Below are 4,701 nucleotides of genomic sequence, written 5' to 3' on the forward strand. Positions count from 1 at the left end.
CCCCGGAGTTTATCTGGCAAAATGAAGGAGGGATCGCTGCGATGACCCGCGAACGCCTTTATCTCTATGACACCACATTGCGCGACGGGCAGCAAACCCAAGGGGTGCAATTCTCGACCGCGGAAAAGATCACGATTGCGACCGCGCTCGATACGCTGGGGGTGGACTACATCGAGGGCGGCTGGCCCGGCGCGAACCCGACGGACAGTGCCTTTTTCGACGCGGCACCGACCACGCGGGCGAAGATGACGGCCTTTGGTATGACCAAGCGCAACGGCATGTCGGCGCAGAACGATGATGTGCTGGCGGCGGTGATGAATGCGGGCACGCGGACGGTCTGCTTGGTGGGTAAAACCCATGATTTTCACGTCTCGGCGGCGCTTGGGATTACGCTGGACGAGAACACGGATAACATCGCGAAATCCATCGCGCATCTGGTGGCGCAGGGCCGCGAGGCGCTGTTCGATGCTGAGCATTTCTTTGATGGCTACCGCGCCAACCCCGATTATGCGCTGACCGCGATCAAGGCGGCCTATCAGGCGGGCGCGCGGTGGATCGTGCTTTGTGATACCAATGGCGGCACCATGCCCGCCGAGGTCGGGCGCATCACAGCCGAGGTCATCGCCGCAGGCATCCCCGGCGATCATCTGGGCATCCATACCCATAACGACACCGAAAACGCGGTCGCCTGTTCGCTGGCCGCCATTGACGCGGGCGCGCGGCAGATACAGGGCACGTTGAACGGCTTGGGCGAACGCTGCGGTAATGCCAACCTGACCACGCTGATCCCGATTTTGCTGCTGAAAGAGCCCTATGCCAGCCGTTTCGACACGGGAATCCCGCTAGACGGTCTGGCGAACCTTACCCAGATCAGCCGTGCACTGGACGAGATCTTGAACCGGGTGCCGACCAAACAGGCGGCCTTTGTCGGGTCGTCGGCCTTTGCGCATAAGGCGGGGCTGCATGCCAGCGCGATCCTGAAAGACCCGTCCACTTATGAACATATCGACCCCGCGCTGGTCGGCAACACGCGCATCATCCCCATGTCGAACCAGGCGGGCCAGTCAAACCTGCGCCGGCGTCTGGAAAGTGCGGGCTTGACCATCGCCAAGGGGGATCCGGCCTTGGGGCAGATCCTTGACGAGGTGAAGGCGCGCGAGGCCGAAGGTTATAGCTATGACACCGCTCAGGCCAGCTTTGAGCTGCTGGCGCGGAAAGCTCTGGGGCAGATGCCGGCTCTCTTCGAGGTAAAACGCTATCGTGTGACCGTCGAGCGGCGCAAAAACAAATACGACCAGATGGTCAGCCTGTCAGAAGCGGTTGTCGTCGTGAAGGTGGATGGCGAGAAACGTCTGTCGGTGAGCGAGAGCATGGATGCCGAAGGCTGCGACCGCGGGCCGGTGAACGCGCTCAGCAAGGCGCTGGTCAAGGATCTGGGGCAGTACTCGGCGCTGCTGGAGGATATGCATCTGGTGGATTTCAAGGTGCGGATCACGCAAGGTGGCACAGAGGCGGTGACGCGGGTGATCATCGACAGCGAAGACGGGCAGGGGCGGCGCTGGTCCACCGTGGGTGTGTCGGCCAACATCGTCGATGCGTCTTTCGAAGCACTGTTGGACGCGATCCGCTGGAAGCTGATCCGCGACCGCAAGGGATAGGATCCATGGAATTTGATGCCGACCTAAGCGCCTGCGCGGCCATTATCGAGCGTGCCGATCCGCTGCGCTTTCGCGCCAGCATGGCGGCCCCCGTGGCCGCACGCCGTGTGTTGTTCCCGCTGTATGCCTTTAATATCGAGGTGGCGCGCGCGCCCTGGGTGACGCAGGAAACCATGATCGCCGAGATGCGTTTGCAGTGGTGGCGCGATGTCTGTGACGAGATCGCGAACCGTGGGGTTGTGCGGCGGCACGAGGTTGCGACACCCCTTGCACTGGCTATCTCGCCCGAAGACGCGGTGTTGCTGGATACGCTGGCCGCCGCGCGGCGGTGGGATATCTACCGCGACGCCTTTGAAGATGCCGCCCATTTCGACGCCTATATCGACCAGACCGCGGGCCATCTGATGTGGGTGGCCGCGCGGTCTTTGGGACCGGCGGAGGAGACCACGGTGCGCGATGCGGCTTATGGGGCGGGGGTGGCGGCTTGGCTGCACGCGATCCCGCAGCTGGTAGAGCAGGGGCGCGTCCCCTTGTTGGATGGCACCGACGCTGGCGTTGTGGCGCTGGCCCAAAAGGCGCGGGCGCGGTTGCGACAGGCGCGGGCCAACCGTGGCAAGATCTCGAAAGCGGCGCGACCGGCGATGTATAGCGTCGGCGCGGCAGACAAGGTGCTGAGCGCGGCCATCGTCGCCCCCGGGCGTGTCAGCGCCGGAGAACTGCCGCCGATGAATGATTTCGCCCTGTCGTGGCGGGCTTTGTCGGGGCGTTGGTAGCGCTAGACCCGCGCGCTACGTTGCCGCAGCATCAGCCAGATCAGCGACCCGCCTGCCAGCACCAGAAACGGGATCATCGCGATATTGACGGCGGCCCAGCCTTCGACGGGGTTGCCGCCCGAGCAGTTCATCAGCCCGCCGCTTGACAGGGACGCAAAGGTCACCCCGCCAAACACCAGCAGATCGTTCAGACCTTGCATGCGGCCACGCTCGTGCGGTTCATGGGCACCGGCCAGCATGGATGTCGCGCCGATAAAGCCGAAGTTCCAGCCGATCCCCAGCAGGATCAGCGCGATGTAGAAGTTGTTCAGCTCCACCCCCTGCAGCGCGACCACACCGGCCCCCGCAAGGATCGCGATGCCAAGGCCGAGGATCTTTTCGACCCCGAATTTTGCGATCAGGTGGCCGGTGAAAAAAGATGGCGCATACATCGCCAGAACATGGCCTGTGACCACATGGGACGCATCCACGATGTCATAGCCGCAGCCCACAACCGCCAGCGGCGTCGAGGTCATGACAAGGTTCATCAGCGCATAGGATACCATGCCGCAGATCACAGCGACGGCGATGCGCGGGGTCTTCAAAAGCTCCATCCGGGTGCGGCCCTTGGGGGCATCTACGGCCGGCACGGGCGGCTTGGGGATGTTGAGGAAGGCGAAAAGCACCATGCCCACAGCGTTCAGCGCGATCGCGGCGAGGTAGACCGGGAAAAACCGCATCATCGTCGCATCGCCGTTTGCTCCGGTCAGAAACCCCACCAGCTGCGGCCCGATGATGGCCGAGATCAGCCCGCCCGCCATGACATAGGAAATCGCCTTGGGCCGGAACGCGTCAGATGCGGTGTCCGTCGCTGCAAAGCGGAAAAACCCTTGCGAGCACATGTAGATGCCGATCAGATAGCTGCCCAGCAGGAAGGTCATGAAACTCTGAATCGTCAGGGCATAGGCGCAAAGCGCGGCCCCCGTCATCCCGCCAAATGCGCCCGCCACAAAGCCCGCGCGACGGCCAAAGCGTTGCATCACCGTCGACAGCCACGGGGCCGTGGTCATCGACCCGAACACGATCATAGAGATCGGCAGCGTCGCGAGGCAGACGTTCGGCGACAGCTGTTGCCCCGCCAATCCGCCGACCACAAAATACATCGGCATCTGGCTGCCAAGAAAGGCCTGCGCGGTCACCAGCACGGCGACGTTGCGCTTGGCGCGGGTGTCATCAATCACTGTCATGGTGAATGCGTAGACCGGGCTTTGGGGGGCTGCAAGGGCCTTGCGTCCCGCGGCGGGGTCAACGATGGTCGCGCCATGAACCGGGGCCCCCATATTCTGCTGATTGCTGGCAGCGCCGAAGCGCATGAGATCGCCGCTGCGATGGCGACCTCTGACGTCTCTGCAAGGGCGGTGTTAAGGCGGGCGGAGCGGAGCTTTGGCCCGCTGGCCGTACCGTCAGAGATCTGGTCGCCGCGCAACCTGGATGAGATGGCAGCTTACCTGCGCGCCCATGAGTTTACCGCGGTGCTGGACGCAGGACACGGGTTTGACGCGGATATTTCGCAGATCGCTTTTGACGCCACCGCGCGGTTGGGGCTGCCTTATCTGCGTGTCCTGCGGCCCATGTGGGACATCGCGGCACCGGTTGAACGGGCCGCGTCGGTCGCGGCGGCGGCACGGATGATCCGACCCCAAGCACGGGTCTTTGCCGCGACGGGGCGCGGAACGGTGGCGGATTACGCCCCTTTCGCAGGCGCGCGGCTTTATCTGCGGCAGACCAACGCGCAGGCCCGAACCAAGCTGCCCCCCTTTGCCGAAGCCGTCTATGGCCAGCCGCCCTTCACTCGGGCGGCGGAGGAGGCGTTGTTTCGCGCCTTGCAGATCGATACGCTGGTTCTGCGCAACGTCGGTGGCGTGCCAAGCCGCCCCAAACTGGACGCAGCGCGCGCGATGGGTCTGCGGGTGATTGCCATTGACCGTCCGGCGGCCCCCGTCGGCGCGCAGGTTCGCGCCGCGCCGGATGCGGCGATCCACTGGATCGAGACGCTGACAACGGGGGGCACAACCGGATGAGCATCGGACGGATTATCACTGGCGACGCGGATGTCGCCGAAGGGGCGGATTGGCTCGCTGCCCATGTGCCGCAGTTTGCTACCGCCTTGGCCGCGACTGGCCCTTTGCCTCTGCGATTGCGTGCGGACGGGTTTGACGCGCTGATCGGGGCGATCATCAGCCAGCAAGTCTCTGTCGCGTCGGCCAATGCGATCGCCGCCCGTGCGGAGG

At 64.1% G+C, this 4,701-nt stretch carries 4 protein-coding genes and 1 pseudogene; 4 read left to right on the top strand and 1 reads right to left on the bottom strand.

Annotated features, from left to right (window positions below):
• Positions 1 to 41: 41 nt before the first annotated feature.
• Positions 42 to 1,658 (top strand): citramalate synthase, encoded by a 1,617-nt coding sequence (gene cimA, locus B4F27_RS16015; RefSeq protein ID WP_286760134.1) that lies wholly within the window; start codon positions 42 to 44, stop codon positions 1,656 to 1,658.
• Positions 1,659 to 1,663: 5 nt separating this feature from the next.
• Positions 1,664 to 2,431: a squalene/phytoene synthase family protein gene (locus B4F27_RS16020; protein WP_286760127.1), complete on the top strand. Its 768-nt coding sequence runs from the start codon at positions 1,664 to 1,666 to the stop codon at positions 2,429 to 2,431.
• Positions 2,432 to 2,433: 2 nt separating this feature from the next.
• On the opposite strand, the gene B4F27_RS16025 is transcribed toward B4F27_RS16020, so the two are convergent.
• Positions 2,434 to 3,657, bottom strand: a complete 1,224-nt coding sequence (locus tag B4F27_RS16025; protein WP_009824766.1) for an MFS transporter — start codon at positions 3,655 to 3,657, stop codon at positions 2,434 to 2,436.
• A gap of 75 nt (positions 3,658 to 3,732) precedes the next feature.
• Between B4F27_RS16025 and B4F27_RS16030 the strand changes: the two genes are divergently transcribed.
• Both B4F27_RS16030 and B4F27_RS16035 read left to right on the top strand, forming a co-directional pair.
• The gene (locus B4F27_RS16030) at positions 3,733 to 4,491 is read left to right on the top strand and encodes a precorrin-6A/cobalt-precorrin-6A reductase (RefSeq protein ID WP_286760128.1); all 759 of its coding nucleotides are present in this window, start codon (positions 3,733 to 3,735) and stop codon (positions 4,489 to 4,491) included.
• Positions 4,488 to 4,701: pseudogene (locus tag B4F27_RS16035) on the top strand (DNA-3-methyladenine glycosylase 2 family protein); the annotation flags it as partial. The gene B4F27_RS16030 and the pseudogene B4F27_RS16035, both read left to right, overlap by 4 nt.

Origin of the sequence: Sulfitobacter sp. UBA1132, from assembly GCF_002311545.1 — a bacterium.
GTDB lineage: Bacteria > Pseudomonadota > Alphaproteobacteria > Rhodobacterales > Rhodobacteraceae > Sulfitobacter > Sulfitobacter pontiacus.